This is a genomic window from Streptomyces siamensis (assembly GCF_039543605.1).
Classification (GTDB): domain Bacteria; phylum Actinomycetota; class Actinomycetes; order Streptomycetales; family Streptomycetaceae; genus Streptomyces; species Streptomyces siamensis.
Genome location: NZ_BAABKB010000003.1, coordinates 74,241 through 98,194 on the forward strand (window position 1 = coordinate 74,241; position 23,954 = coordinate 98,194).

Annotated in this window: 25 protein-coding genes and 1 pseudogene; 15 read left to right on the forward strand and 11 right to left on the reverse strand. The window is 72.2% G+C overall.

The features are described 5' to 3' along the window. Window positions 1–71 precede the first annotated feature (71 nt). From ABEB03_RS09295 to ABEB03_RS09305, 3 genes are all read right to left on the reverse strand, one after another. On the reverse strand, window positions 72–1,223 hold the full coding sequence (locus ABEB03_RS09295; protein WP_345644405.1) for an abortive phage infection protein: 1,152 nt from the start codon (window positions 1,221–1,223) through the stop codon (window positions 72–74). Window positions 1,224–1,474: 251 nt separating this feature from the next. Beyond that, the gene (locus ABEB03_RS09300; RefSeq protein ID WP_345644408.1) at window positions 1,475–2,734 is read right to left on the reverse strand and encodes an LPXTG cell wall anchor domain-containing protein; all 1,260 of its coding nucleotides are present in this window, start codon (window positions 2,732–2,734) and stop codon (window positions 1,475–1,477) included. Between the two features lie 248 nt (window positions 2,735–2,982). Then, window positions 2,983–3,957 (reverse strand): quinone oxidoreductase family protein, encoded by a 975-nt coding sequence (locus tag ABEB03_RS09305; protein WP_345644411.1) that lies wholly within the window; start codon window positions 3,955–3,957, stop codon window positions 2,983–2,985. A gap of 96 nt (window positions 3,958–4,053) precedes the next feature. On the opposite strand from ABEB03_RS09305, the gene ABEB03_RS09310 reads away from it, so the two are divergent. Continuing rightward, window positions 4,054–4,395, forward strand: a complete 342-nt coding sequence (locus tag ABEB03_RS09310) for an ArsR/SmtB family transcription factor (RefSeq protein ID WP_345644414.1) — start codon at window positions 4,054–4,056, stop codon at window positions 4,393–4,395. A gap of 83 nt (window positions 4,396–4,478) precedes the next feature. On the opposite strand, the pseudogene ABEB03_RS09315 reads toward ABEB03_RS09310, so the two are convergent. Then, window positions 4,479–4,928, reverse strand: a pseudogene (locus tag ABEB03_RS09315) (DUF7848 domain-containing protein); the annotation flags it as partial. 111 nt (window positions 4,929–5,039) lie between these two features. Here ABEB03_RS09315 and ABEB03_RS09320 point away from each other — a divergent pair. Together ABEB03_RS09320 and ABEB03_RS09325 are read left to right on the forward strand one after the other, a co-directional pair. After that, window positions 5,040–5,987: a helix-turn-helix domain-containing protein gene (locus tag ABEB03_RS09320; protein ID WP_345644417.1), complete on the forward strand. Its 948-nt coding sequence runs from the start codon at window positions 5,040–5,042 to the stop codon at window positions 5,985–5,987. Next, complete coding sequence (locus ABEB03_RS09325; protein WP_345644420.1) at window positions 5,950–6,063, forward strand: DUF397 domain-containing protein; 114 nt, start codon at window positions 5,950–5,952, stop codon at window positions 6,061–6,063. The genes ABEB03_RS09320 and ABEB03_RS09325 overlap by 38 nt, the downstream gene beginning before the upstream one ends. On the opposite strand, the gene ABEB03_RS09330 is transcribed toward ABEB03_RS09325, so the two are convergent. Further along, complete coding sequence (locus tag ABEB03_RS09330) at window positions 6,044–6,646, reverse strand: TetR/AcrR family transcriptional regulator (protein ID WP_345644423.1); 603 nt, start codon at window positions 6,644–6,646, stop codon at window positions 6,044–6,046. The two genes, ABEB03_RS09325 and ABEB03_RS09330, sit on opposite strands and share 20 nt — an antisense overlap. A gap of 363 nt (window positions 6,647–7,009) precedes the next feature. Here ABEB03_RS09330 and ABEB03_RS09335 point away from each other — a divergent pair, with 363 nt between their 5' ends. Further along, complete coding sequence (locus ABEB03_RS09335; protein WP_345644426.1) at window positions 7,010–7,969, forward strand: DMT family transporter; 960 nt, start codon at window positions 7,010–7,012, stop codon at window positions 7,967–7,969. On the opposite strand, the gene ABEB03_RS09340 is transcribed toward ABEB03_RS09335, so the two are convergent. Further along, window positions 7,866–8,762, reverse strand: coding sequence for a LysR family transcriptional regulator (locus ABEB03_RS09340; protein WP_345644429.1), 897 nt, complete (start codon window positions 8,760–8,762; stop codon window positions 7,866–7,868). The genes ABEB03_RS09335 and ABEB03_RS09340 overlap by 104 nt on opposite strands. Further along, a complete protein-coding gene (locus ABEB03_RS09345) occupies window positions 8,762–9,157 on the reverse strand; it encodes a PLD nuclease N-terminal domain-containing protein (protein ID WP_345644432.1) in 396 nt (131 codons plus the stop codon). Before ABEB03_RS09345 ends, ABEB03_RS09340 begins: the two co-directional genes overlap by 1 nt. Before the next feature lie 89 nt (window positions 9,158–9,246). Between ABEB03_RS09345 and ABEB03_RS09350 the strand changes: the two genes are divergently transcribed. The 8 genes from ABEB03_RS09350 (at window position 9,247) to ABEB03_RS09385 (ending at window position 15,947) form a co-directional block, all read left to right on the forward strand. Next, window positions 9,247–10,698, forward strand: coding sequence for a menaquinone biosynthesis decarboxylase (locus ABEB03_RS09350; RefSeq protein WP_345644435.1), 1,452 nt, complete (start codon window positions 9,247–9,249; stop codon window positions 10,696–10,698). Next, window positions 10,695–11,597: a menaquinone biosynthesis prenyltransferase MqnP gene (gene mqnP, locus ABEB03_RS09355; RefSeq protein WP_028805062.1), complete on the forward strand. Its 903-nt coding sequence runs from the start codon at window positions 10,695–10,697 to the stop codon at window positions 11,595–11,597. Before ABEB03_RS09350 ends, mqnP begins: the two co-directional genes overlap by 4 nt. A gap of 31 nt (window positions 11,598–11,628) precedes the next feature. Then, entirely contained in the window at window positions 11,629–12,309 is a 681-nt protein-coding gene (locus tag ABEB03_RS09360) for a UbiX family flavin prenyltransferase (RefSeq protein ID WP_345644440.1), read from the forward strand. Between the two features lie 227 nt (window positions 12,310–12,536). After that, window positions 12,537–12,992 carry an Lrp/AsnC family transcriptional regulator gene (locus tag ABEB03_RS09365; RefSeq protein WP_028805064.1) on the forward strand — a complete coding sequence of 152 codons (456 nt, stop codon included), beginning with the start codon at window positions 12,537–12,539 and terminating at the stop codon, window positions 12,990–12,992. An 86-nt stretch (window positions 12,993–13,078) separates the two neighbouring features. Beyond that, on the forward strand, window positions 13,079–14,242 hold the full coding sequence (gene mqnE / locus ABEB03_RS09370) for an aminofutalosine synthase MqnE (RefSeq protein WP_028805065.1): 1,164 nt from the start codon (window positions 13,079–13,081) through the stop codon (window positions 14,240–14,242). Between the two features lie 7 nt (window positions 14,243–14,249). After that, entirely contained in the window at window positions 14,250–14,786 is a 537-nt protein-coding gene (locus ABEB03_RS09375) for a GNAT family N-acetyltransferase (protein ID WP_345644446.1), read from the forward strand. A gap of 127 nt (window positions 14,787–14,913) precedes the next feature. Next, on the forward strand, window positions 14,914–15,216 hold the full coding sequence (locus tag ABEB03_RS09380; RefSeq protein ID WP_345644784.1) for a DUF4229 domain-containing protein: 303 nt from the start codon (window positions 14,914–14,916) through the stop codon (window positions 15,214–15,216). An 83-nt stretch (window positions 15,217–15,299) separates the two neighbouring features. Beyond that, complete coding sequence (locus tag ABEB03_RS09385; RefSeq protein ID WP_345644449.1) at window positions 15,300–15,947, forward strand: TetR/AcrR family transcriptional regulator; 648 nt, start codon at window positions 15,300–15,302, stop codon at window positions 15,945–15,947. On the opposite strand, the gene ABEB03_RS09390 is transcribed toward ABEB03_RS09385, so the two are convergent. Both ABEB03_RS09390 and ABEB03_RS09395 read right to left on the reverse strand, forming a co-directional pair. After that, window positions 15,948–16,865 (reverse strand): MaoC/PaaZ C-terminal domain-containing protein, encoded by a 918-nt coding sequence (locus tag ABEB03_RS09390; protein ID WP_345644452.1) that lies wholly within the window; start codon window positions 16,863–16,865, stop codon window positions 15,948–15,950. A gap of 253 nt (window positions 16,866–17,118) precedes the next feature. Then, a complete protein-coding gene (locus ABEB03_RS09395; RefSeq protein WP_345644455.1) occupies window positions 17,119–18,498 on the reverse strand; it encodes a 3-oxoacyl-ACP reductase in 1,380 nt (459 codons plus the stop codon). Window positions 18,499–18,584: 86 nt separating this feature from the next. On the opposite strand from ABEB03_RS09395, the gene ABEB03_RS09400 reads away from it, so the two are divergent. Then, entirely contained in the window at window positions 18,585–19,931 is a 1,347-nt protein-coding gene (locus ABEB03_RS09400; protein WP_345644457.1) for an acetyl-CoA C-acetyltransferase, read from the forward strand. 461 nt (window positions 19,932–20,392) lie between these two features. Continuing rightward, window positions 20,393–22,255: an AMP-dependent synthetase/ligase gene (locus ABEB03_RS09405; protein WP_345644787.1), complete on the forward strand. Its 1,863-nt coding sequence runs from the start codon at window positions 20,393–20,395 to the stop codon at window positions 22,253–22,255. A gap of 16 nt (window positions 22,256–22,271) precedes the next feature. On the opposite strand, the gene ABEB03_RS09410 is transcribed toward ABEB03_RS09405, so the two are convergent. Together ABEB03_RS09410 and ABEB03_RS09415 are read right to left on the reverse strand one after the other, a co-directional pair. Then, the gene (locus tag ABEB03_RS09410; RefSeq protein ID WP_345644460.1) at window positions 22,272–22,586 is read right to left on the reverse strand and encodes an AzlD domain-containing protein; all 315 of its coding nucleotides are present in this window, start codon (window positions 22,584–22,586) and stop codon (window positions 22,272–22,274) included. Next, window positions 22,583–23,275 carry an AzlC family ABC transporter permease gene (locus tag ABEB03_RS09415; protein WP_345644463.1) on the reverse strand — a complete coding sequence of 231 codons (693 nt, stop codon included), beginning with the start codon at window positions 23,273–23,275 and terminating at the stop codon, window positions 22,583–22,585. The genes ABEB03_RS09410 and ABEB03_RS09415 overlap by 4 nt, the downstream gene beginning before the upstream one ends. Window positions 23,276–23,343: 68 nt before the next feature. Between ABEB03_RS09415 and ABEB03_RS09420 the strand changes: the two genes are divergently transcribed. Then, window positions 23,344–23,928 (forward strand): helix-turn-helix domain-containing protein, encoded by a 585-nt coding sequence (locus ABEB03_RS09420; protein ID WP_345644466.1) that lies wholly within the window; start codon window positions 23,344–23,346, stop codon window positions 23,926–23,928. The last annotated feature ends 26 nt before the right edge of the window (window positions 23,929–23,954 follow it).

Sequence of the window (23,954 nt, forward strand, 5' to 3'; positions counted from 1 at the left end):
GGAAGCAGCCTTCCACCTGGGGGAGTACGGCGCGAACCCGCCCGGCCGTCCGACAGCCGGGCGGGCCGCGGTCAGCGGTCGCGGGACCGCGCGTACTGCCGGGCCAACGCGTGGAAGGACTCCTTCGGTTCCCAGTGCCAGCCGGACTCCGGGTCGCCCGGACGGTTCTCGATCGGTTTGACGAGGCCGTAGCTCGCCATGTCGAGGTCGTGGCGCGGGTCGTGCGGGCGGTGCGGGGCGTCCGGGGAGACGAAGGTGTACGCCATCGCCGAGTACAGCCCCATCGACTCGAACACCGCCAGTACGTCCGTCAGGTATGCGGCCTGGGCGCGTTCGCTGCGTACCAGGCCCTTCCGCACCTCGGGCGGCTCCTTCGTGCGGTCGACGACGTCCCAGCCCATGCCGCCCAGTTCCGGCGCGCCCCGGAAGGTGCAGCAGCCGAACTCCATGACGGCGACGGGCTTGCCGAAGCGGCGGTAGCGGGCCAGATCGCGGACGTACTGGTCGCGCCGCCCGAAGTGGCCGTAGTAGTCGAGCCCGACGAGGTCGAACTGCCGCCAGTCCACGTCCTCGTCCTGCGCGGCGGCGTAGGTGAGCCGTCCGCCGAAGACGGACCGGCCGGTCGACGCGGCCCGCGCCGTGAACCGGCGCAGTTCCCGTGCCGTGCGTACGGGGTCGTAGTTGCCCTTGAGCAGGTTCTCCACCCGCTCCAGGATGTTCGCGCCGGGCACGATCCCGGGGACGTACAGCAGGAACTCGCAGCCCACGCTGAGGTGCACCCGGGCGCCCTGCCGGCGCAGCCGCTCGGCGAAGGCGCCGGTCTCCGCGAGGTGGTCGAGGATGTCCCGCTCGGGCACGTCCCCGAGGGTCGGTTCGAGCCAGACGCCGAGCCCGCGCTCCGCCGCCTCGCCCGCGGTGGCGGTGAGACGCTCGACGCCGTCCCCGGTCACCTTGACGGAGTCGGCGTGCAAGTCGTGGGCGACGGCCCGCAGATCCGCGCGCATCCGCCGGGCACTCCACCCGGTCGCCGGTGTCTCGCCCTCCCCGACCTCGTACACCACTCCCCGGTACGACAGCCCGCGCCCCCGCCGGCCCGCTGCCGCGGCCGGGGCCGCCGCGGCTGCCCGGGCCTGTCCCGCGGCCCCCGCCGACAGCGCCACCGCGCCCCCGGCCCCCGCGGCCAGCCCCAGGAACCGTGCCCTGTTGATCCCCCGCGTTCCCATCGCGCCTCCCGATGCCCTTGGTCGTGCACCCAGTCTGGGAACCGTCCGGGGCGCCCGTCGTCGGCCGATCGTCTACGGAGGCGGTCCGAAGGGATGAGGTGTGACCGAGCGCTGCCCGTCGACGGAGGGCGGATCGATCTCCGGAGTCGGCCGGACCGCCCGGCCGGCGCCGAGGCGCCACCGGTCAGGGCAGCGCGGAGGCCCCGGACCGGAGGCCCGGGGCGGGTACCACCGTGCGCATCGGACGCTTGTCAGCTCGGACTCTGGGTCCGGCGGCGGCGCACGACGAGGAGTGCGCCCGCACCCGTGAGCACCGCCGCTGCCGCCGCGCCCGCGATCGGCAGGGTCGAGGAGCCGGTCTCTGCCAGGTTGCCGCCGTTCGTCGTCGCCCCGTCGCCACCGGTCGACGACGATCCGCCCGTCGACGACGACCCGCCGGTCGAACCGTCCGAGCCATTGGTCGAGCTGCCGGTCGAGCCATTGGTCGAGCTGCCGGTCGAGCCGGTGGAGCCGTTGGTCGACCCGCCCGTCGAACCGCCCGTCGAGTCCCCACCCGTGACGTCCAGCGTGATGTCGGCCTTGTCGTTGGCCTTGTTGGGGTCGAACGGTCGCGGCTCGGTGCTCAGCGCCACCGAACCCTTGGCGCCCGCCACCCGCTTGTCGATCTTCAGCTCGAAGGTGTAGGTCTCCCCGCTGCCCTCGTACAGGGACCGCATGCCGCAGGAGTACCGCTTGCCCTCGACCCGGCAGAACTGGCCGCGCTTGACGACCGACGTTCCGGCGGGAGGCGTGACTTTGACACTGACGGACCGATCGCCCGGCCTGGGCTGCCACCAGGCGGGCCCGGCGTTGGTGAACGTCACCTTCATCGTCACCGTGTCACCGACGCTCCCCTTCAACGCGGCGCCCGTCACCTGGTAGTCGGCCGTGTTGACGGCGGTCACGGGCACATCGACGACTCGTGCGGACCCCGCGCCCCCGGCCGGTCCCCCGATCAGTTTCACCGCCGGTGCGGTTCCCTGCACCGGCGGATAGCCGTTCTCGTCGACCCCGGGATCGGCGTCCCCGACCCGCAGGAGCAGCCCGTCGTTGAGCGCGCGGTCCAGCACCTTGACGCGGAGAGGCTTCTCCAGCGTGTAGACGGCGCCCGGCGCCACCGCCTGGTCGAACGCGCACGCCGCGATCCATCTCTCGGGCATCTCGTCGTAGGACCGAACATGCTGTACCCGGCAGTTGGAGGGAACCTCCGCGAAGTCGAGTCCCCGGGTGACGCCGTAGGAGACCCACACCTTCTCCGCCGCCACGGTGCCCTTGTTCGCCACGGTGACCGGCACATCGAAGACGCTCCCCGGTTTCACCCCGCCGATCGGCTTGACGCCTCCGACGACCAATTCGGGTGCGCTCTCATCGCCGAAGGCGGCGGGAGCCGCGGCCAGCATGATCAGGCCGGCAGCGCCGAGGGCGGCGACTGCGGCACCGGAGGTGCGACGGTTGCGTGGGGGCATCGGCATGGAGGGAACCTCTGTCGGGACGCGGGCGAACGAACGGTGTCTTCCAGGTGAACAGCCCTGCGATCGCTAGACTTCTGCCGGTCCCGAACGGTTGCACGCCCGGTGCCTTCTTCGCCTCGCGATGCTCGCCTCCGTTCGGTCCTCTCCGGGGCTCTCGAACCCGTGCGGTCGCCGCGTCGCCGGCAACGGACCCGGGCCGGTCCGATGCCGCTCACTCCGCCGGACCGGACGCGCCGTCGGCGCGGCGCTCAGTCGGCCACCGTCAGGAGCAGCTTCCCGGTGCTGGTCCGGGACCCCATCAGCCGGTGCGCCTCCGGCGCGTCCTTCAGCGGGAACTCCGCCGTCACCGGCAGGGACACCGTGCCGTCGACGACCGTACGGAAGGCCTTCTGGGCGATCTCGCGGAGTGCGGCGGGGGCCGTCCGGGCCAGGCCGAGGATGGAGAAGCCCGCGACGGACAGGCCGGTGGGGTAGAGCTCGGGCTGGCCCACCGTCCAGGGTTCCGCGCCGCCGGCGTTCCCGTAGGAGACCAGGCGGCCGAAGGGGGCGAGGGAGGCGAGGCTGCCGCGCAGGGTGTCGCCGCCGACCGGGTCCAGGGCCAGGTCGACGCCGCGGCCGTCGGTCGCCGCGCGGACCTCGTCGGTGAAGGAGCCCACGAAGACCTCGTCGTAGCCCTGCTCGGCGGCGTACTCCGCCTTCGCGGCGGCCGACACCACGCCGTACACCGTCCCGGCGCCCGCCGCCTTCGCCAACTGCCCCAGGACGGTGCCGACACCGCCCGCCGCGCCCTGCACGAGCACGGTCTCGCCGGGCTGCAGTCGGCCGACGGTGTGCAGCAGGGCGTAGGCGGTCGGCAGGACCGTGGGGAGCGTGGCGCCGGTGCGCAGGTCGACCCCGGCCGGGAGCGGGAACACGGTCACCGCGTCGGCCACGGTCACGTCCGCGTACGCGCCGCCCTCCGTCAGCGCGGCGACCTCCTGGCCGACGGTCAGTCCCTCGACGCCGGCCCCGACCGCTCTGATCCGGCCCGACACCTCCAGTCCGGGCACGAACGGGAGCCCCGGCACCCGGTAGCCCTCGGACCTCGCCTTCAGGTCGGCGAAGTTCACGCCGGTGTACGCGACGTCGATGCTCACCTGCCCGGGTCCCGGCTCCGGGACCTGCGTCTCCACGACCCGAAGGACCTCGGGACCGCCGTACTCCTCGAACTCGACCGCGCGCATGGCACACCCCTCCGCCAGTGTTCAACGAAAAGCGAACACTCGGGAGTGTATGGTTTTCATCGAACACTCTGCAAGGGGCGACGAGAGGAGCACGGCGTGGCGCAGCGGACCGGCACCAGTCATCGGGCCGCGCCCGAGCACACCCACCCGGGCCAGGTCTCCGTGCAGACCGCCCTGGCCGCCCTCGCCGACCCCGTACGCATCACGCTGGTACGGGAGTTGGCCGATTCCCCGGAGTGGAGCCGCAGTTGCGGCAGCTTCGACGTGCCCGTCGGCAAGGCGGCCCTCAGTCATCACTTCGCGGTGCTGCGCGGCGCGGGACTCGTGGAGCAGCGCGACGAGGGACCCAAGCGCGTCAACCGGCTGCGCCGCGACGAGTTCGACACCCGCTTCCCCGGCCTCCTCGCGCTCGTGCTGCGGGACGCTCAGGACGGCTGAGGCGCACCGGGGTGCTGCCCTTGTCCGGGCGGCGGGCCCGTGACGACGGTCGGCGGGAGCGTCGCGCCGACGGGTTCGGCCGGTTCCAGGACCGCGTAGTCCGCGAAATGGCGCCGGTAGCGCGTGTGCCGGGTGTCCTGGGTGTGCAGGCGCTGCCACTCCTCGACCTCGGCCGGGTGCGGGCGTGGGCCGGACCCCGCGCCGCAGTCGGCCTCGTCCCCCGAGACGCAGCGCGCCTCGTACTCGGGCTCCGCCGTCGCGTCCTGCACGATCACGTACGGCACGTACCGGAAGACGCGGCGCCTGGCCGTGGCCTGCGCGGAACGGGCGTTGGCCGCCCGCACGCCCGCGCCGAGCCGCTCCTCCGGCGTCGCCGGCCGGATCAGCGCCGGGTCCGCCTCCCACTCCCGGCCGCCACCGACGGGCCGCAGCATCGCGTACGGGCCCGCCTGGCCGCGGTATTCGCCCACCCTGCCCGTCCGCGGGTCGTGGACGATCGTTCCCGGTTCCCACTGCTTCGTCTGCCCGGCCATGTTCGCTCCGCACCGATCGGTCACCCTGTGTGTATCGAGCGTCGCGGAGGGGAACGGTCGGTATCAATGCCGGACGCGTGACAGTGGCCCACTGTCACGGAGGGGGACGCCGTGAGCCGACGCAATGCGGAGGGAGGGGCGGCGGCCAGCACCGCCGCCGTGTTCGGCGAGGTGCTGAAGCACTTCCGCGAGGCCGCGCTCCTCACCCAGGAAGGCCTCGCGCGCGAGATCCCCTGCGACCGGTCCCACGTGGCCCGCGTCGAAGCGGGGACGCGGGTACCGCAGGACACGTTCGCCAAGCGGTGCGACGAACTGCTGGGATCAGGCGGGGTGTTGACGCGGCTGTGGGGCCGTATCGACTGGTATCCGCAGGTGGAGCATCCGGACTGGTTCCGGCGCCGGGCGGAGATGGATGCTGTGGCAGTCGCCCTGCGTGCCTATCAAGAGCGTGTCATTCCAGGCCTGTTGCAGACCGAGGACTACGTACGGGCTCTGTACGGCCGCCGCCTTGCGAGCGCGGAGGAAGTGGAGGAGCGGGTGCGGGCACGGCTCAGCCGACAACAGCGCTTCCTGGACACCGACGGCCCCTACTACGCCGTCGTGCTGGACGAGAGCTGCCTGCGCAACGTGGTGGGAAACGCGGCGGTCATGCGGGACCAGTGCGCGCACCTGCTGCGCGTCGGCGGTCACCCGAACATTCACATCCAGGTCGCCCCGGCGGGCCTCGGCGGAGTCGTGCGTCCCAACGCCTCGATGTCGCTGATCAGGCTGCCCGACGGGCACGAGTGGGTTTACTCGGAATCCCTGGACCGCGGCCATTTCAGCGACGATCCGGCCGTCTGTACGCGCCACGGCCAGACCTATGATGTGCTCAGGGCGGACACTCCGTCAGCTCGCGAGTCCGCCGCTCTGATCGGCGACGCGATGGAGGGGTACGAGTGCCATGGGCAGTCACGAGCCGCACGCGGAGACCTGGATCAAGAGCAGCTACAGCGGCGACAACGGTGGCGACTGCGTCGAAGTGGCCCCCGATACCCCCGGTCTCGTCCCCGTCCGTGACAGCAAGACCCCTGACGGACCGGTCCTGTTGATCACCCGGACCGCGTGGGCGGCGTTCACCGCGGCGCTGCGCTGACCGACCGCCAGATCCGTTCCGGGAGGACCCGCGCCGCCTCGTCGAGGTCGACGTCGTCGATGCCCGACAGCCAGCGGCGGGCGACGGCGACGACGGGCCCGAGGACCAGTGATTCGACGAGGGCCGCCGGGAGTGCGGCGACCTCGCCGGACGCGATGTGGCTGCTCATCCACGCGGCGAAGGGGGACAGCCGGGCCTCCTGCGCGTCCCGCAGTTCCTTGCCCTGGGCGAAGCTCTGCCGGTCGGCGGCCGAGGAGTGCAGGAGCAGGGCCGCGTCCCGGTGTTCCCGGACGAACGACAGATAGGACCGCACGAGGGCGTCGATGCCCGAGCGGGCGGTGTCGGCGCCGCGCAGGGCCGTGACCATGGCGTCCAGCAGCCGGCCCAGCCAGCGCTGGGCGAGGGCGGCACGCAGGCCGTCCAGGCTGCCGAAGTGGTGGTAGAGGCTGCCGAGGCTGACACCGCTCTCCCGGGTGACCGCGCCGACCGTGAGGCCCTGCTCGCCCGCGGCGGCGTAGACGCGCAGTGCGGCATCCAGGAGCAGGTCGGCCGTGACCTCGCCGCGATGCTGCTTGGGGGTCATCGGATGGCCGTCCTCGTACTGGTGCGGTTCCTGCTGTGCGGTTCCTGGTCATTTCTAGAGCAAGTTTCTAGAAACTGCTTCCAATTCTACTGTCCAGTCGCCCAGACTCGACCTTGACGACGGCGCGTCCGCCCGTCGGTGGGGGGAACGGGCGGACCGCCGCCGCTCTCTCGGCGCCGGAGCACAGGGGGAGAGGGGCACGCGGCAGTCAGCCCCCGGCCCGCGCGGCACCGCTGTCGAAGCCACGGCGGCGACCGGCGCCGGGCCCCGACGAGGACTCATCGACGCCCCCGATGGGGCCATCGGCAGGACGCCCCACTGGCCCGTGGCCCCACCCCGGCACCCGCTCCTACCTTCGTGTCCATGACCTCCAGGAGCACACTCGAGACCAAGGGCACCGCCCAGCTCACCGCCGCCATGATGCTCTCCGGGACCCTCGGCGTCTTCGTCGTGGAGTCCGGAGCCTCCCCCTTCAACGTGGTCTTCTTCCGTGTGCTCTTCGGGGCGCTCGCCCTCGGCGGCTACGCCCTCGCCCGCGGCTACTTCCGCGGCCACGGCTTCACCCCGCGCACCCTCGGACTCGCCGCACTCGGCGGGGTGTTCATCGTCTTCAACTGGGTCCTGCTCTTCCAGTCGTACGAGAACACCTCGATCTCCGTCGCCACGGTCGTGTACCACACCCAGCCGTTCTACGTGGTCCTGCTGGGCGCCCTGCTCTTCCGCGAGCGGCTCACCGCCTCGAAGATCGGCTGGGTGGCGGTCGCCTTCGCGGGACTCGTCCTCGTCTCGGGCGTCACCCCCGCCGACTTCACCAGCGGCGGCACCTACCTCCTCGGCGTCGGCCAGGCCCTCCTCGCCGCGCTGCTGTACGGCCTGTCCACACTGGTCACCAAGCGCATCACGGGCGTCCGCCCGCACCTCATCGCCCTCGTCCAGGTCCTCGTCGGCATCCCGCTGCTGCTGCCCTTCGCCGACTTCGGCGCCATGCGGGGCACCGGCGCGGACTGGGGCTGGCTGGTCGGCCTCGGCATCATCCACACCGGCCTGATGTACGTGCTGATGTACGCGGCGTACGCCAAGCTCCCCACCGCGAAGATCGCCGTGCTGGCCTTCACGTACCCGGCCGTCGCCATGGTCATGGACTGGGTGGTCTACGGGCACCACATCGGGCTGGTGCAGGCTCTCGGTGTCCCGCTGATCGTGACCGCGAGCCTGCGGGTCACCCTTCCTCGGACACGAGCCGCCGCGCCTGCTTCACGAACAGCCGCACATGACCGGGAAGCCGCTTCCCGGCCCGCCACGCCAGTTGCGTCCGAAGCGTGAACGGCGCCTCCCACGGCAACCGCACCAGCGTTCCCTCCGCGAGTTCCGCGGCGACCGTCACCTCGGGCAGCAAGGCGATCCCGAGGCCGGCCGCCGCGGCTCGCTTGGTCGCCTCGATCGTGCCGAACTCCGTGAAGGACACCCCGGAGCCCGCCGGTTCGAGGGAGTTGAGCTCCCGCTCGAACAGGTCCCGGTAGGCGCAGCCCGGTTCGGTCGCCAGCAGCGACTGCCCGACGAGATCCGCGGTCCGCGCGGCCGGCACTCCCGCGAGGGCGTGGCCCGGCGCCGCCACCAGCGCCAGCGGCTCCACCGCCAGCACCGCGACGTCCAGCCCCGCGTGCCGGGTCTCCTCCTCCATCAGGAAGCCCACGTCGTACGCGCCCTGCCGCAACGCCTGACGGGTCTCGTCCCCGATCGTCGTGCGCAGCGACAGCCGCACCCCCGGGTAGCGGTGGTGGAACAGCTCCAGCAGCGGCAGCAGCCGGTACGAGGTCAGCGACTCCATGGTGCCGACGGTCAGCGCACCGGAGGGCTCCTCGGCGCCCACGACCGCGGCCCGGGCCTCCTCGGTCAGCTCGATGATCTGCCGGGCGTAGGGCAGCAGCCGCTCACCGGACTCCGTCAGCCGGATACGGCTGCCCAGCCGGTCGAACAGCTCCGTGCCCAGCGAGGACTCGAGCGCACGGATCTGACCGGTCACGCTGGACTGGGCGTACTTCAGCTCGGCGGCCGCCTGCGTGAAGCTCAGTACCGTCGCGACCTTCTCGAAGGTGACCAGCAGCCGCAGTTCCATCAGCTGTCCTTCGGTTCCTCGCCGTGCTCACGGCGGCGCAGCTCCTCCTCGCGGCGCCGCAGGTCCGCCTCCCAGTCCTTCAGGAGTGCCTCGTCCTTGGCGTTCTCCGTCTTCAGGGACTTGAGGAACTCGGGGTTGTCGTCCGGGGCGACGTACTGGGTGCGGGCGTTGCGGTGCCACTCCGACGGGGTGGAACCGCCCGCCGGGGCCCGGCGGGTCCTGCCGGCCACCAACCAGGCGACGGGACCGACCAGCACCTCGCCGAAGAGCAGGATGATGATCACCCACACCACCTTCGGCAGGCCACGGACCTCTTCCTCCGGCGTGTTCAGACAGTCGATGAACGCGTAGATCCACAGTGCCAGGACCAGAAGGAACGGCAGATACCTGACCATGCCCGAACGAACCCCCAGTGAGCAGTTGCGGGGCGGCACAGGGGCCCCGGTGACGGGCACAGGGTAGCCGGTGGCCGATACTTGGACACATGGCTTACGACGATCTTCGCTCCCTGCTCCGGGCGCTGGAGCGCGAGGGCGACCTCAAGCGCATCAAGGCCGAGGTCGACCCGTATCTGGAGGTCGGGGAGATCGTCGACCGGGTGCAGAAGTCCGGCGGGCCCGCGCTGCTCTTCGAGAACGTGCGCGGCTCCGCGATGCCCCTCGCGATGAACGTCTTCGGGACCGACCGGCGGCTGCTGAAGGCCCTCGGGCTGAAGTCGTACGGCGAGATCTCCGACAAGATCGGCGGACTGCTCAGGCCCGAACTGCCGCACGGCTTCGTCGGGGTGCGCGAGGCCTTCGGGAAACTCGGCGCGATGACCCACGTGCCGCCGAAGAAGGTCAAGGACGCTCCGGTGCAGGAGGTGGTGCTGCGCGGCGACGACGTCGACCTCGACACCCTTCCGGCCCTGTTCACCTGGCCGCAGGACGGCGGCTCGTTCTTCAACCTGGGGCTCACGCACACCAAGGACCCGGAGAGCGGCATCCGCAATCTCGGGCTGTACCGGCTCCAGCGCCACGACAAGCGCACCATCGGCATGCACTGGCAGATCCACAAGGACAGCCGGAACCACTACCAGGTCGCGGCCCGCCGCGGCGAGCGGCTGCCGGTCGCGATCGCCTTCGGGTGCCCGCCGGCCGTGACGTACGCCTCGACCGCCCCGCTGCCCGGTGACATCGACGAGTACCTCTTCGCCGGGTTCATCCAGGGCAAGCGGATCGAGATGGTCGACTGCAAGACCGTGCCGCTCCAGGTCCCGGCGCAGGCCGAGGTCGTCCTGGAGGGGTGGCTGGAGCCGGGCGAGATGCTCCCGGAGGGGCCGTTCGGCGACCACACCGGGTTCTACACCCCGCAGGAGCCCTTCCCGGCCCTCACCATCGACTGCGTCACCATGCGCAAGCGGCCGCTGCTCCAGTCGATCGTGGTCGGCCGTCCGCCCACCGAGGACGGGCCGCTCGGTCGGGCGACGGAGCGGTTCTTCCTGCCCCTGCTGAAGATCATCGTGCCGGACATCGTGGACTACCACCTGCCCGAGGCGGGCGGCTTCCACAACTGCGCGATCGTCTCGATCGACAAGAAGTACCCCAAACACGCCCAGAAGGTGATGCACGCCGTCTGGGGCGCCCACATGATGTCCCTCACCAAACTCATCGTGGTCGTCGACGCGGACTGTGACGTGCACGATCTGCACGAGGTCGCCTGGCGGGCGCTGGGCAACACGGACTACGCCCGCGACCTCAGCGTCGTCGAAGGCCCGGTCGACCATCTCGACCACGCCTCCTACCAGCAGTTCTGGGGCGGCAAGGCGGGCATCGACGCGACGAAGAAGTGGCCCGAGGAGGGCTACACCCGGGACGGCGGCTGGCCCGAGATGGTCCTCTCCGACCCGGAGACGGCGGCGAAGGTCGACCGCCGCTGGAAGGAGTACGGCCTGTGAGTTCAGCTTCCGCGGCGATCCCGCAGCCGGGCCGCACCAAGGCGTTCCTGCGCCTCGTGATGATCGAGCACTCGGTGTTCGCGCTGCCCTTCGCGTACATCGCCGCCCTCACCGCGATGTTCCAGTGGGACAAGAACATCCACTGGGGCCGGCTGCTGCTGGTCACCGTCTGCATGGTGGGTCTGCGGACCTTCGCGATGGCGGTCAACCGGATCATCGACCGGGAGATCGACGCCCGCAACCCGCGCACCGCCCACCGCGAGCTCGTCACCGGCGCGATGTCGGTCAAGCACGCCTGGACGGGCGCCCTCATCGCCGTCGTGATCTTCCTGGGCTCGGCGGCGTTGCTCAACCCGCTCTGTCTCGCCCTCGCCCCCGTCGCGGTGATCCCGATGGTGGTCTACCCCTACGGCAAGCGGTTCACGAACTTCCCGCAGGCCATCCTCGGCCTCGCCCAGGCCATGGGCCCGGTCGGCGGCTGGCTCGCGATCACCGGCGAATGGTCCTGGGAGGCCGTCGTCCTCGGTCTCGCCGTCGGTATCTGGATCGGCGGTTTCGACCTGATCTACGCGTGCCAGGACGTCGAGACCGACCGCGAGATCGGCGTCATGTCGGTACCGGCGCGCTTCGGCATCCCGGCCGCGATCTGGGGCGCGCGCGGCTGCCACGCCGTCACCACGGGCCTGTTCGTCTGGTACGCCGTCGCCACCGGCGCCGGCGCGTTCTTCTGGCTCGGCCTGGTGATCGTGGCGGGCGCTTTCCTCTACGAGCACTCCATCGTCAAGCCGCACGACCTGTCCCGCCTGAACCGCGCGTTCTTCAGCGTCAACGGATTCATCGGCATCGCCCTGTTCGTCTGCGCCCTGCTCGATCTGCTGGTGCGCGGGCTCACGGTCTGAAACCGGGCAGTGGCCGGATAGGCTCGACATCATGAAGCCAGGACAGACGCAGCGCCGGCCTTGGATCGTGGGGGTGTCGGGCGCCTCCGGTACGCCGTACGCCGCCGCGGTGCTGCGTGCGCTCCTGGCGGCCGGGGAGAGCGTCGACCTGGTCGTCAGCAGGGCCTCGCGGCTCACACTGCTGGACGAGACCGGCCTGCCCTTCCGGGACGCCCACTGGCGGGACGACCTGCGCGAGTGGCTGGCCCGGGGCGCCGACGGCAAGCCCGGCACCTTCGACGTGAGCGTCGACGGCGTACGCCACTGGAGCGCGGGGGACCTCGCGGCGGGCCCCTCGTCGGGCTCGTACCCGGCGAAGGGCATGCTCATCGTGCCCGCCTCGACCGCCTGTGTGGCGGGGGTCGCCCTCGGCCTCTCCAAGGACCTGCTGCAACGCGCCGCGAGCGTCACGCTCAAGGAGTCGCGCAAGCTGGTCGTCGCCGTCCGGGAGACCCCGCTGAACGGCCAGATGCTGCGGCACCTGGTCTCCCTGGACGACGCGGGCGCCACCGTGCTGCCGGCCTCACCGGCCTTCTACGCGGGGGCCACGCACATCCAGGACCTGGTGGACTTCGTGGCCGGCCGGGTCCTCGACGCGGCGGGCGTGGAACACGACCTGTACCGCCGGTGGGAGGGCGAACTCGGCGGCGGCTCCCGCGGCGGCGCCACCTGAGACGGCCGCACCACCCACGCGGCAGGCGCAGGCACCTCGCTTCGGACGGTACGGCTCGGTCGGATCAGCACGGACAGCGCGGCACGGACGGTTCGCACCAGGCGGTTCGTCCAGCACAGACGGATCAGCACAGACGGATCAGTACAGGCAGTTCAGTACAGGCAATTCAGTACAGGCAGTTCGATTCAGGACTTTTCAGAACTCTTCAGCGGAAGGCTATCGATCGCATGGACGCGGTGGACAGGCAGCTCATCCAGGCCCTGAGGGAGAACGGCCGGGCCTCCTACGCGGAGCTGGGGCGCCTCGTCGGTCTGTCGGGACCCAGCGTCACCGACCGCATCAACCGGCTGGAGGCGGCCGGTGTCATCACCGGTTACCGCGCGACGGTCGACTCGGCCTCGCTCGGCCTCGGCGTCACCGCCCTGATCGGCATCTCGCTCTCCGACGCCGCCGACCACGAGGACGTGGCCCGCCGGCTGCGGGACCTCGGCGAGATCGAGGACTGCTGGTTCATCGCGGGCGACGACTCCTTCATGCTCAAGGTGCGGTCGAGCGACGTGGACGGCCTGGAGAAGACCATCCGGCGCCTGTCGGGCACCAAGGGAGTCTCCCGCACCCGTACGACCATCGTCCTCTCCACCAAGTGGGAGAACCGGGTGGGCGAGCTGCCCGAGGAGGAGTAGGGCGCGAAGCACCTGATGGGGGCCGATCCCGCCGCGAAGTCGGGGGAGTACGGTTGTCACGGTTCGTCACGAGGAGAGGTAAGAGCATGGACGTCGGGCTCAAGCGCGAGCTGGAGGACAAGGTCCGGGCCGGTGAGCGGCTGACCCGCGAGGACGGCATCGCGCTGTACGAGTCGGACGATCTGGCCTGGCTCGGCGGGCTCGCCCACGAGGTGCGCACCCGCAAGAACGGCGACGTGGTCCACTTCAACGTCAACCGTCACCTCAACATGACGAACGTGTGCACCGCGTCCTGCGCGTACTGCTCGTTCCAGCGCAAGCCGGGCGAGAAGGACGCGTACACGATGCGCATCGAGGAAGCCGTCCGCCTCGCCAAGGCGATGGAGAGCGAGAACCTCACCGAGCTGCACATCGTCAACGGGCTGCACCCGAACCTGCCCTGGCGCTACTACCCGCGGTCGCTCAGCGAGCTGAAGAAGGCCCTGCCCGACGTCTCGCTGAAGGCCTTCACCGCCACGGAGATCCACCACTTCGAGACGATCTCCGGGCTGTCCGCCTCGGAGATCCTCGACGAGCTGATCGACGCCGGTCTGGAGTCCCTCACCGGCGGCGGCGCCGAGATCTTCGACTGGGAGGTCCGGCAGCACATCGTCGACCACCGCACCCACTGGGAGGACTGGTCGCGCATCCACCGGCTCGCGCACGAGAAGGGTCTGAAGACCCCGTGCACGATGCTGTACGGGCACATCGAGGAGCCCCGCCACCGCGTCGACCACGTGCTGCGCCTGCGTGAGCTCCAGGACGAGACGGGCGGCTTCCAGGTCTTCATCCCGCTGCGCTACCAGCACGACTTCGTCGACATGAAGGACGGCAAGGTCCGCAACCGTCTCCAGGCGCGCACCCAGATGGCGACCGGGGTCGAGGCGCTGAAGACCTTCGCCGTGTCCCGTCTCCTCTTCGACAACGTGCCGCACGTCAAGGTGTTCTGGGTGATGCACGGCGTGCAGACCGCCCAGCTCGCCCTCCAGCACGGCGCCGACGACATGGACGGCTCGGTCGTCGAGTACAAGATCACGCACGACGCGGACAACTACGGCACGCCGAACAAGCTGACCCGTGAGGACCTCCTCGACCTGATCCGCGACGCGGGCTTCCGCCCGGTGGAGCGGAACACCCGGTACGAGATCATCCGCGAGTACGACGGTCCCGACCCGGCGCGCCGGGAGTCGCCCCAGCCGATGCGGGTGTGACACGCACGTGGCACTGAGCTTCGAACTGGATCCCGCGACGACCCCCGCCCTGCGGGACGAACTGCTGGACCTGTGGGTGGACGTCACGAACGCCGGCGGCTCCGTCGGCTTCGTGCCGCCCGTCGCCCGGGACGACATACGGCCCGAACTCCTGAAGCACCTCGTCGCCATGGTGGAGGGCCGCACCCGGCTGCTGGTCGGCCGGGACGAGGACGGCACCGTCGCCGCGACGGCGTTCCTCACGCACAACACCCACCGGCTCATGCGGCACTGGGTGTGGCTGTACACGGTGATGGTGCACCCGCGTCACCAGGGCAAGGGGTACGGGCGCGACCTGCTGGCCGCCGCCGAGGACGCCGCGTCCGGCCTCGACGGCGTCGAGGCGATACGGCTGACCTGCCGCGGCGGCCTCGGTCTGGAGAACTTCTACGCCTCCTGCGGCTACAAGGAGGTCGGCCGGGTCCCCGAGGCCATCCGGGTCGCGCCCGGCGACGACCGGGACGACATCACGATGCTGCGGCCCCTGCCGCGGCTCGCGGCCTGAGACGGACCCCCCGGAAAGATCGCCGTCCGCTCGTGCTTCACTGGACGGTGACCTTTGGGACGTTTTCCCGGGTTCCGGGCCCCGCCCGGGCCGGGAGGACGCCCTCGGAACGGAAGAGTGGATGGACATGCTCCGCTACACACTGATGCGCCTTGGGATCTTCGCGGGCTGCCTCGTGGTCGTCTGGGGCCTCGTCTACTCCGGGATCGCCCCCCGCGGCCTCGGCGACTCCAACTTCATGTGGGTCGTCCTGCTCGCCCTGGTGATCTCCGCGCCGATCAGCTTCGTCGTCCTGCGCAAGGAACGCGACCGCGCCTCGGCCCAGGTCGTCGCACGCGTGGACCGCGCCAAGGCCAACCTGGAACGCAACCGCGGCCAGGAGGACATCGCCGACGACGCCGCCCGCGGGGCGCAGGGCCAGCCCTCCTAGGACCCCGCGCGGTCCGCTCCGGCGGCCGGTCTTCGCGCTCCGTTCGGTCCGCCCCGGCGGCGGCCGATCGTACGCTTGCCCGCATGGGTGCTGTGAAGAACAAGCGGATGCCGCGTGCGGTGCGCGAACAGCAGATGCTGGACGCCGCCGTACGGACCTTCGGTCAGCGCGGGTACCGGGCCGCCTCGATGGACGAGATCGCCGATCTGGCGGGCGTGTCCAAGCCGTTGGTGTACCTGTACCTCAACTCCAAGGAAGACCTCTTCACCGCCTGTATCCGCCGTGAGGCCAAGGCGCTCACCGATGCCGTCCGCGCGGGCGTCCGGCCGGGCATTCCCGCCGACCGTCAACTCTGGGAAGGGCTGCGGGCGTTCTTCACGCACACCGCCGAGAACCCGGACGGCTGGGCGGTCCTGCACCTCCAGGCCCGGACGCACGGGGAGCCGTTCGCCGCCGAGGTGCTGGCGATGCGCGAGGAACTCGTCGTCTTCGTCACCCAGTTGATCGTCGTCGCCGCCCGCGAGGCGCACCGCGACCCGTCCCTGCCCGAACGGGAGGTCGCCGGACTCGCCGAGGCCCTGGTCGGCGCCGCCGAGTCCCTCGCGGCCTGGGCCAACGCCGCCCCCGGCATCTCCGCCAAGCAGGCCGCGGCCACGCTCATGAACTTCGCCTGGTCGGGCCTCGGCAACATGATGGAGGGCCGTCCCTGGTCCCCGCCGCCGCAGGACTGATCACCACAGGGCCGGGCGCACCTCGCCGGTGAGGTGGACGCGGTCCTCGCCCCGGAGCTCGAAGGCCGGGCCCTCGGCGGCGTACGTCACCGTGCCCGGCAGCAGGACCGGCGCCCTGAAATCGGCGCGCACCGTCACCTCGCCCTGCGGCCCGTACTCGGCGAGACAGCGGGCGACGGTCCACATGCCGTGGGCGATCGCGCGCGGGAAGCCGAAGAGGCGGGCCGTGAAAGGGTGCAGGTGAATGGGGTTGCGGTCCCCGGACACGGCCGCGTACCGGCGCCCGACGTCCCCGGCCAGCCGCCACTCGGCCCGTGAGGGAAGCGACGGGCCCGGCGTGCCGCTCGTGCCTTCTGCGCTGCCCGCCCCATTCGTGCCGCTCGGGCCGCCCGTGCCGCTAGGGTCAGTGGTCGCGGCTTCGGGAGCCGTGTCCCCGTCGCGTCGACGGTGCCGTGCCAGATACGTGCTCCTCGACTCCCACACCAGTCCGCCGTCGACCCGCGCCTCGGTCAGCACCCGCGCCTCGGTGCCCCGTCGGTGCGGCACCAGCCGCTCGACGTGCACGGCGAGTTCGTACTCGGCCGCCACGGGCGGCGCGCTCCACTGCGTGATCTCGATCGACGTGTGCACGAGGCCGAGCAGCGGAAGCGGGAATCCCCGGCCCGCCATGATCCGCATGGCCAGCGGGAAGCCCAGCACGTGCGGATAGGTCGGCGGCAGCGCCCGCGATCCCGTAGCGAAGCCGCACACCCGCTCGTAGGCGGCCAGCCGGGCGAGATCGACGCGCACCCCGGGCAGGACGAGCCGGGTCGACGGCACGGGTGCGTCGGACCGGGGCCGCCGCAGGGGCGAGAGCAGCGCACCCCGGGCGAGTGCCGGGAGGAGGGCCGGTGAGGAGGTGAGCGTGCGGGTGTCCATGAGGGCTCCAGTGGGATCGCGGTCGGTCCGGCGTTCGGGGACGGGGCGTTCGGGCCGAGGAGGGGACGGGCGGCCGGAGCGCGGAGTTGCTCTCGGGGAGAGGCCGTCGGGCCCCGGGGTGCGGTCGGGGGGAGGCCGTCGGGCCCCGGGGTGCGGTCGGGGGGAGGCCGTCGGGCCCCGGGGTGCGGTCGGGGGGAGGAGGCCGTCGGGTTCCCGGGTGCGGCCGTCGGACGGGCCGGCCCCGGGCGTGCCCTCATGCGCCGAGCAGACTCTGCCCGCACACCCGGACGACCTGCCCGTTCACGGCCCCCGATCCCGGATGCGCGAGCCACGCCGTCGTCTCGGCGACGTCGACCGGAAGTCCCCCTTGCGCCAGGGAGTTCATCCGGCGCCCGGCCTCGCGGATGAACAGCGGCACCGCCGCCGTCATCTTCGTCTCGATGAATCCGGGAGCCACCGCGTTCACCGTGACGCCGTGCTCCGCCAGGGCCCCGGGCGCCAGCGCCCGCACCAGCCCCACGATCCCCGCCTTGGACGCGGCGTAGTTGGTCTGCCCGGCGTTCCCCGCGATCCCGGCGATCGAGGCGGTCGCGACGATCCGCCCGCCCGGCCGCAGCGTCCCGGCGTCGAGCAGCGCGTCCGTCGTGCGCAGCACACTCGCCAGGTTCACGTCGAGCACGGAACTCCAGCGCTCCGCGGTCATGTTGACGAGCCTGCGGTCGCGGGTGATCCCCGCGTTGTGCACGAGCACGTCCAGCCCGTCGGGCAGGGCGGCCACCATACGCGCCCCCGCGTCGGCGGCGGTGATGTCGAGCGGCAGCGCGAGACCCCCGAGGCGCGCGGCGAGCGCGTCGAGCCCGGCCCCGGCGGCCGGCACGTCCAGGCACACCACCCGCGCGCCGTCCCGTGCCAGCGTCTCGGCGACGGCCGCGCCGATGCCCCGCGCGGCCCCGGTGACGAGCGCGGTCCGTCCGGTCAGGGGCCGATCCGGGTCCGTGGGTGCCCCGGCCGGACTGTCGTCCGGCCTCGGCGCGGTCACCTCGACGACCTGGCCGCTGACGTAGGCGGACCTGGGCGACAGAAAGAAGCGGAGCGTCGACTCGGCGGTGCCTGCGTCGGTGAGCCGCAGCAGTGTCACCGTACGGCCCCGCCCGATCTCCTTGCCGAGCGATCGTACGAAGCCCTCCAGGGCCTGCTGGGCGGCGGCCTGCCGGTGGTCGGCCGGGTCGAGGGGCGCCCCGAGGACGACCACCCGGCCGCTGTCGGCGACCGAGCGCAGCACGGGGTGCAGTGCCGCGTGCACCTCGGCGAGCGCGTCCACGTCGGCGACACCGGTCGCGTCGAGGACGACGGCGGCGGGACGGTCGCCCCCGCTGCCGGAACTCCCGTCCGCGGGCGGGGCGGAGTCCACGAGGAGGCCGTCCGCGGTCTGCGCGTGCGCCATCGTGCGGGCCAGCACGCCGGCCAGCCCGTCGAGGCCCGGCCTGCCCGCCGTGAGGTGCAGCAACCCGCCCTCCAGCAGTGGGCGTCCGGCCGACCAGCGGTGCAGCGCGGCGGGCTGCGGCAGCCCGAGCCGACGGGTCAGGAAGCGACCGGGCGCGGTGCCGGTGAAGCTCAGATAGCGGTCGGCCATTGTCCAACTCCCAGCTCGGGCGTAAATTTACTCTGGAGTAAGGTTACCGAGGGTAAGGCTACGTCAAGGGCAAGGAACAGGTCGAGATGAGCCCCCAAGAACCCCCGACGCCCGGCCGGCCGCAGCCGGACCGGCCGCGGCAGGACCGACCGGCACCAGGACTCGCGCGCACCCGCCCCGTCGCCGTGGTCGGCGGCACCCGCATCCCCTTCGCCCGGTCCGACGGCCCCTACGCCACCGCCTCCAACCAGGAGATGCTGACCGCGGCGGTCGACGGTCTCGTCCGGCGCTTCGGGCTCGAAGATCCCGGCGCGGTGGGGGAGTTGGTCGCCGGGGCGGTCCTCAAGCACAGCCGCGACTTCAACCTCGCCCGCGAGACGGTCCTCGGCTCGACGCTCGACGCCCGCACCCCGGCCTACGACATCCAGCAGGCCTGCGGCACCGGCCTCCAGGCCGTCGTCGCCGCCGCCAACAAGATCACCCTCGGTCAGACGGAGTCCGCGGTCGCCGGAGGCGCCGACACGGCGAGCGACGCCCCGCTCGGCGTCAACGACGCGCTGCGCCGCATCCTCCTCGAAGCCCGCCGCGCGAAGTCGGTGCGGGCGCGGCTCGGCGCGCTCTCCCGGATCCGCCCCTCCCATCTCGTCCCGGACGTCCCGCGCAACGCCGAGCCGCGCACCGGCCTGTCCATGGGCGAGCACGCCGCCGTGACCGCCCGCGCGTGGGGCGTGACGCGTGAGGCGCAGGACGAACTCGCGGCCGTCAGCCACCAGCGGCTGGCGGCGGCGTACGAACGCGGGCTGCTGGACGACCTCGTCGTGCCCTTCCGGGGGCTGGAGCGCGACCAGAACCTGCGGCCCGGTTCGACGACCGGGAAACTCGCCGCCCTCAAGCCGGTGTTCGGGCTCGACGGCCCCCACCCGACGATGACGGCGGGGAACTCGACCCCCCTGACGGACGGCGCCGCCGTGGTCCTCCTCGCGAGCGACGAGTGGGCCGAGGCGCGCGGTCTGGCGCCGCTCGCGTACCTGACCGCGTACGAGACGGCGGCCGTCGACTTCGTCGGGGGCGACGTGGCGGGCGGCGAGGACGGTCTGCTGATGGCCCCCGCCCATGCCGTTCCGCGCATGCTGGAACGCGCCGGACTCACCCTGGGCGACTTCGACTTCGTCGAGGTCCACGAGGCGTTCGCCTCCCAGGTCCTCGCCACCCTGGCCGCATGGGAGAAGCGAGGCCTCGGGCCGGTGGACCGCTCCCGCCTGAATGTCGCGGGCTCGTCGCTCGCCACCGGCCACCCCTTCGCCGCCACGGGCGCCCGCATCGTGGCGACGCTGGCGAAGCTCCTCGCGGAACGGGGCGCGCCGGGGCGCGGGCTCATCTCCGTGTGCGCGGCGGGCGGCCAGGGCGTCACCGCCATTCTGGAAACCCCCTAGGGGCCGTCTGTCCGGCCCGCGCCGGTTCGTCCCCCGGACAGGCCCGCGCCGCCGGCGCCGGCCTGCCCCGTCATCGGTCCGGTCGCGGGCAGCCGCGGCACGCAGTGGTGGAGGAGATGTGGACGCGGAGGGGTGTTGTGGCGGAAGACGTATCCGAAGCGCAGAAGCGAAGGCCGGGCCTGGGAGAAACCTCGGATACCAGGGGTAACTCGCACCGCGCCCTCCCCAAAGCCCCACAAACCCCACACGTGGGAGCCGTACGATCCCCGTCTCGCGTGGTTGCCGCCACTCCGCGCCCCCGTCCCCCCTCCCCGTGAACACCCCCGCGCCCCGCGCGAAACCTCTCGTGAACCGCCCGTCTCCCAGGGCCGTATGAGGGTTCGCGACCCTCACGCCACCTTGGCCCCCGGTCGACAAGGAGCCGCCCCGTGCCCAGCCTGTACTCCCCCGTACCTCCCCTCATGGAGCCCGAAATCAGGCGGCTGGACGGCGTGGTGCGCGAGGTCTCCGTCCCCCCGCTGGTCGGACAGATGCGGCACGGATCCCTCGCGGACATCCCCTTCGACAACGCGGACGCGGCGCCCGGCGACGTGGTCCTCAGCCGGAAGGCGCAGGACGGCACCTGGAAGGACGTGTCCGCCGCGGAGTTCGCCGCGCAGGTCCTCGCGGTGGCGAAGGGGCTGATCGCGGAAGGGCTCGTACCGGGCGACCGCATCGCCATCATGGCGCGCACGACGTACGAGTGGACGCTCCTCGACTTCGCCGCCTGGGCCGCCGGGCTGGTGACCGTGCCCGTCTACCCGACCTCCTCGGTCTTCCAGACCCGGTGGATCCTCCAGGACTCCGGCGCCGTCGCGCTCGCCACGGAGTCCGTGGCCCAGGCCGCCGCACTCGGCCCGGAACTCGACCGGATGCCCGACCTGCGGCACATGTGGGTCTTCGAGAAGGGGCACGTGGAGCGGCTCGCGGAACTCGGCCAGGAGATCCCCGACCAGGAAGTCACCGTGCGCCGCGGGGTGCTGGGGCCCGACACCCTCGCCACCCTCATCTACACCTCCGGCACGACCGGCCGCCCCAAGGGCTGCGTCCTGACCCACGGCAACTTCTTCGCCGAGGTCGACAACGCGATCGAACTCCTCCACCCCATCTTCAAGGCCAAGACCTCCGACGCGGCCTCGACGCTCCTCTTCCTGCCCCTGTCCCACGTCTTCGGGCGCATGGTCGCGATCGCCTGTCTGCGCGCACGGGTGAAGATCGGCCACGCGCCGAGCCTCCAGACGGAGGACCTGCTCGCGGACCTGGGTTCCTTCAAGCCGACCTTCCTGTTGGCCATCCCGTACGTCCTGGAGAAGGTCTTCAACACCGGCCGCGCGACGGCCGAACGCATGGGCCGGGGCGCCTCCTTCGACCGGGCGGCCGGGATAGCGCGCCGCTACGGCGAGGCGGTCGAGGCGCGGCAGCACGGCACGGGCCCCGGCCCCAGCCGCAGCCTGCGCGCCGCCCGCGCCCTCTACGACCCGCTGGTCTACCGCCGCATCCGCAACGCGCTGGGCGGCAGGGTCCGTCACGCGATCTGCGGCGGCTCCCCGCTCGGCCGCCGGCTCGCCGCGTTCTACGCGGGCGCCGGCATCGAGATATACGAGGGGTACGGCCTCACCGAGACCACCGCCGCTGCCACCGTCACCCCACCGCAGAAACCCCGGCTGGGCACGGTCGGCTGGCCCCTGCCGGGCACCCGGGTGCGGATCGCCGCCGACGGCGAGATCCTGCTCAGCGGCGGCCAGCTCTTCCGCGGCTACTGGGACCCGCACGCGGGCGGTGTGGTGGACGCCGCGCCGGGCGGCTGGTTCGCGACGGGAGACCTGGGGGAGCTCGACGACGGCGGCTATCTGGCCATCACCGGCCGCAAGAAGGAGATCCTGATCACCGCGGGCGGCAAGAACGTCGCTCCGGCACCGCTGGAGGACTGGCTGCGCTCCCATCCGCTGATCGCGCAGTGCATGGTGGTCGGCGACCGCCGCCCGTACGTCTCCGCCCTGATCACGCTGGACCCCGAGGGCGTCGCCCACTGGCGGCGGATGAACGGCAAGCACGCCGTCCCCGCGGAACTCCTCACGGACGACGCCCAGTTGCTCGCGATCCTCCAGCGTGCCGTCGACGACGCCAACCGGCTCGTCTCCCGGCCCGAGTCGATCCGCCGCTTCACCGTCCTGCCGCGGGACTTCACCGAGGAGGCGGGCCATCTGACTCCGTCGATGAAGCTGCGCAGGGAAGCGATCGCCCGGGACTTCGCCGACGCGATCGAGAGCCTGTACGCGAAGTGAGGGCCGGGGGGCGCGGTCAGCCCAGCCCCGCCGCCCGCAGGGCCGCGGTCGTGGCGCCCGCCCCCAGCACCACCACCACGAACGGCGCCCGGCGCCAGGCGAGCACCCCGCCCATCAGCACTCCCAGGGGCCGGGCCCAGCCCGCGAACCCCCGGGCCTCGGTGAACGCCCCCGTGGCGAGCAGCGCGACCAGCAGGACCACGGCCGCGGACGACAGCAAGTGCCGGACACGTGCGGACAGTTCGACCCGTCCGTGGAGCAGGGGGCCGACCAGCCGGAAGGCGTACGTCCCGACGGCGAGCGCCAGGATCGCGGCGACCGTCGCGCTCACGCCGGCCTCCGGAAGGCGAGCAGGCCCGTCAGCGCCAGCAGCACCGGCACGCCGACCGGGACGAAGGGCGTCAGGGCCAGGGCCACGGCCCCTCCGGCGAGCGCGGCGCGCCGAACGTCCGTGTCCTCGCGCAGCGCGGGCAGCACCAGCGCCACCAGCACGGCCGGGAACGCCGCGTCGAGGCCGTACCGCGCGGTGTCGCCCAGCGCGCCCCCGGCCAGGGCGCCGCCGAGGACGCACAGGTTCCAGGAGATGTACAGACCGAGGCCGGAGATCCAGAAGGCGGCCCGGCGGCGGGCCGGGTCGGACTGGGCGAGGGCGAAGGCGACCGTCTCGTCGGTGACGAGGTGGGCGCCGGCCAGCCGCGCCAGGCGCCCGCGGCCGATGACGTCCGCGACGGCGAGACCGAAGGCCGCCGTGCGGGTGTTGAGCAGCAGGCCCGTGGCTGCCGCGGCGAACGGTCCGCCCCCGGCCAGCAGGATCCCCACCGCGCTGAACTGGGCGGAGCCCGCGTACACGATCAGCGACATCACCACCGGCACCCAGACCGGCAGCCCGCCCGCGACGGCGATCGCCCCGAACGAGACCCCGACGATCCCGCCGGCGAGACAGACCAGGCCGACGTCGCGCAGCAGCCGTGGATCGAGGACGGGCGGAGCACCGGCGGATGTTCGGAGAAGCGAACGCATGTTTTCTACAATGAACAGTGACGGACCTGTTCGTCAAGCCGAACGATCGTACCGATGGAGCGAACATCATGACCGAGCCGGCCGACGGACGCGATGGCCCCCCGAGCCGCCTTCCCCTCGACTGGATCGCGGCCTCCCTGCGCCGTGAACGGACCCGCGCCGGGCTCTCCCTCTCCGAGCTGGCCAAACGCGCCGGGATCGCGAAGTCCACGCTGTCCCAGCTGGAGACGGCGGGCGGCAATCCGAGCGTGGAGACACTGTGGGCGCTGGGCGTCGCGCTCGGCGTGCCGTTCAGCGCGCTGGTCGAACCGCCGGCGCCGGCCGTCCAGGTGATCCGCGCGGGCGAGGGGCCGACCGTCCACTCGGAGCGCGCCGACTACGCGGCGACCCTCCTCTCGGCGAGCCCTCCGGGGGCCCGGCGGGACATCTACCACCTGCGGATGGAACCCGGCGCGGTCCGTGAGTCGGACCCGCACATCCCGGGGACGGTGGAGCATCTGATCGTGGGCGCCGGACGGCTGGCGGCGGGGCCGCGCGGCGAGACGGTCGAACTCGGCGCCGGTGACTACATGTCCTACCGGGGCGACGTTCCGCACGCGTACGAGGCGCTTGCGGACGGAACGGCTTTCGTCCTGGTCATGCAGCACGTGTGAGGCGCTCCGGCCCGCCCGGCGGGAAA

What these genes read in the sequence shown, in the direction of transcription:
- ABEB03_RS09420 (WP_345644466.1), top strand. Translation starts at nt 23,344, where the DNA reads ATGACCGAGCCGGCCGACGGACGCGATGGCCCCCCGAGCCGCCTTCCC.
- ABEB03_RS09390 (WP_345644452.1), bottom strand. Translation starts at nt 16,865, where the DNA reads ATGGACACCCGCACGCTCACCTCCTCACCGGCCCTCCTCCCGGCACTC.
- ABEB03_RS09415 (WP_345644463.1), bottom strand. Translation starts at nt 23,275, where the DNA reads ATGCGTTCGCTTCTCCGAACATCCGCCGGTGCTCCGCCCGTCCTCGAT.
- mqnE (WP_028805065.1), top strand. Translation starts at nt 13,079, where the DNA reads ATGGACGTCGGGCTCAAGCGCGAGCTGGAGGACAAGGTCCGGGCCGGT.
- ABEB03_RS09365 (WP_028805064.1), top strand. Translation starts at nt 12,537, where the DNA reads ATGGACGCGGTGGACAGGCAGCTCATCCAGGCCCTGAGGGAGAACGGC.
- ABEB03_RS09385 (WP_345644449.1), top strand. Translation starts at nt 15,300, where the DNA reads ATGGGTGCTGTGAAGAACAAGCGGATGCCGCGTGCGGTGCGCGAACAG.
- ABEB03_RS09400 (WP_345644457.1), top strand. Translation starts at nt 18,585, where the DNA reads ATGAGCCCCCAAGAACCCCCGACGCCCGGCCGGCCGCAGCCGGACCGG.
- ABEB03_RS09360 (WP_345644440.1), top strand. Translation starts at nt 11,629, where the DNA reads ATGAAGCCAGGACAGACGCAGCGCCGGCCTTGGATCGTGGGGGTGTCG.
- ABEB03_RS09340 (WP_345644429.1), bottom strand. Translation starts at nt 8,762, where the DNA reads ATGGAACTGCGGCTGCTGGTCACCTTCGAGAAGGTCGCGACGGTACTG.
- ABEB03_RS09395 (WP_345644455.1), bottom strand. Translation starts at nt 18,498, where the DNA reads ATGGCCGACCGCTATCTGAGCTTCACCGGCACCGCGCCCGGTCGCTTC.
- ABEB03_RS09335 (WP_345644426.1), top strand. Translation starts at nt 7,010, where the DNA reads ATGACCTCCAGGAGCACACTCGAGACCAAGGGCACCGCCCAGCTCACC.
- ABEB03_RS09350 (WP_345644435.1), top strand. Translation starts at nt 9,247, where the DNA reads ATGGCTTACGACGATCTTCGCTCCCTGCTCCGGGCGCTGGAGCGCGAG.
- ABEB03_RS09295 (WP_345644405.1), bottom strand. Translation starts at nt 1,223, where the DNA reads ATGGGAACGCGGGGGATCAACAGGGCACGGTTCCTGGGGCTGGCCGCG.
- ABEB03_RS09300 (WP_345644408.1), bottom strand. Translation starts at nt 2,734, where the DNA reads ATGCCGATGCCCCCACGCAACCGTCGCACCTCCGGTGCCGCAGTCGCC.
- ABEB03_RS09405 (WP_345644787.1), top strand. Translation starts at nt 20,393, where the DNA reads ATGGAGCCCGAAATCAGGCGGCTGGACGGCGTGGTGCGCGAGGTCTCC.
- ABEB03_RS09380 (WP_345644784.1), top strand. Translation starts at nt 14,914, where the DNA reads ATGCTCCGCTACACACTGATGCGCCTTGGGATCTTCGCGGGCTGCCTC.
- ABEB03_RS09305 (WP_345644411.1), bottom strand. Translation starts at nt 3,957, where the DNA reads ATGCGCGCGGTCGAGTTCGAGGAGTACGGCGGTCCCGAGGTCCTTCGG.
- ABEB03_RS09345 (WP_345644432.1), bottom strand. Translation starts at nt 9,157, where the DNA reads ATGGTCAGGTATCTGCCGTTCCTTCTGGTCCTGGCACTGTGGATCTAC.
- ABEB03_RS09330 (WP_345644423.1), bottom strand. Translation starts at nt 6,646, where the DNA reads ATGACCCCCAAGCAGCATCGCGGCGAGGTCACGGCCGACCTGCTCCTG.